This is a genomic window from Haemophilus sp. UMB1048, from assembly GCF_030218125.1.
GTDB lineage: Bacteria > Pseudomonadota > Gammaproteobacteria > Enterobacterales > Pasteurellaceae > Haemophilus_D.
In genome coordinates this window covers 1-238 of sequence record NZ_JASOPB010000189.1, presented here as the reverse complement: position 1 = coordinate 238, position 238 = coordinate 1, and the positions used below count along the sequence as shown (strand labels likewise).

Below are 238 nucleotides of genomic sequence, written 5' to 3'. Positions count from 1 at the left end.
TACGAATATCGCCTTCAACAAACGTTGGAGGTTTTCCGCCTAAACGCTCGATAACAGGCAGTACGCTGCGCTTACTGTTACAGAGGTTATCAAGAATGATGACATCATGACCGTTTTGCAGTAATTGCACACAGGTATGACTTCCAATGTAACCGCTACCACCTGTAACCAGAACTTTCATGATTCGCTCCATTCGGCTTATCGTTTGTGAGGAAGATAGCATATCAAAGAAGTGAAA

Annotated in this window: 1 protein-coding gene; it reads right to left on the bottom strand. The window is 43.3% G+C overall.

The genetic code is table 11. The features are described 5' to 3' along the window. Positions 1–181 (bottom strand): NAD-dependent epimerase/dehydratase family protein (locus tag QP437_RS10410; RefSeq protein WP_285267789.1); only part of this gene is annotated, 181 nt, incomplete at its 3' end. Positions 182–238: the final 57 nt, after the last annotated feature.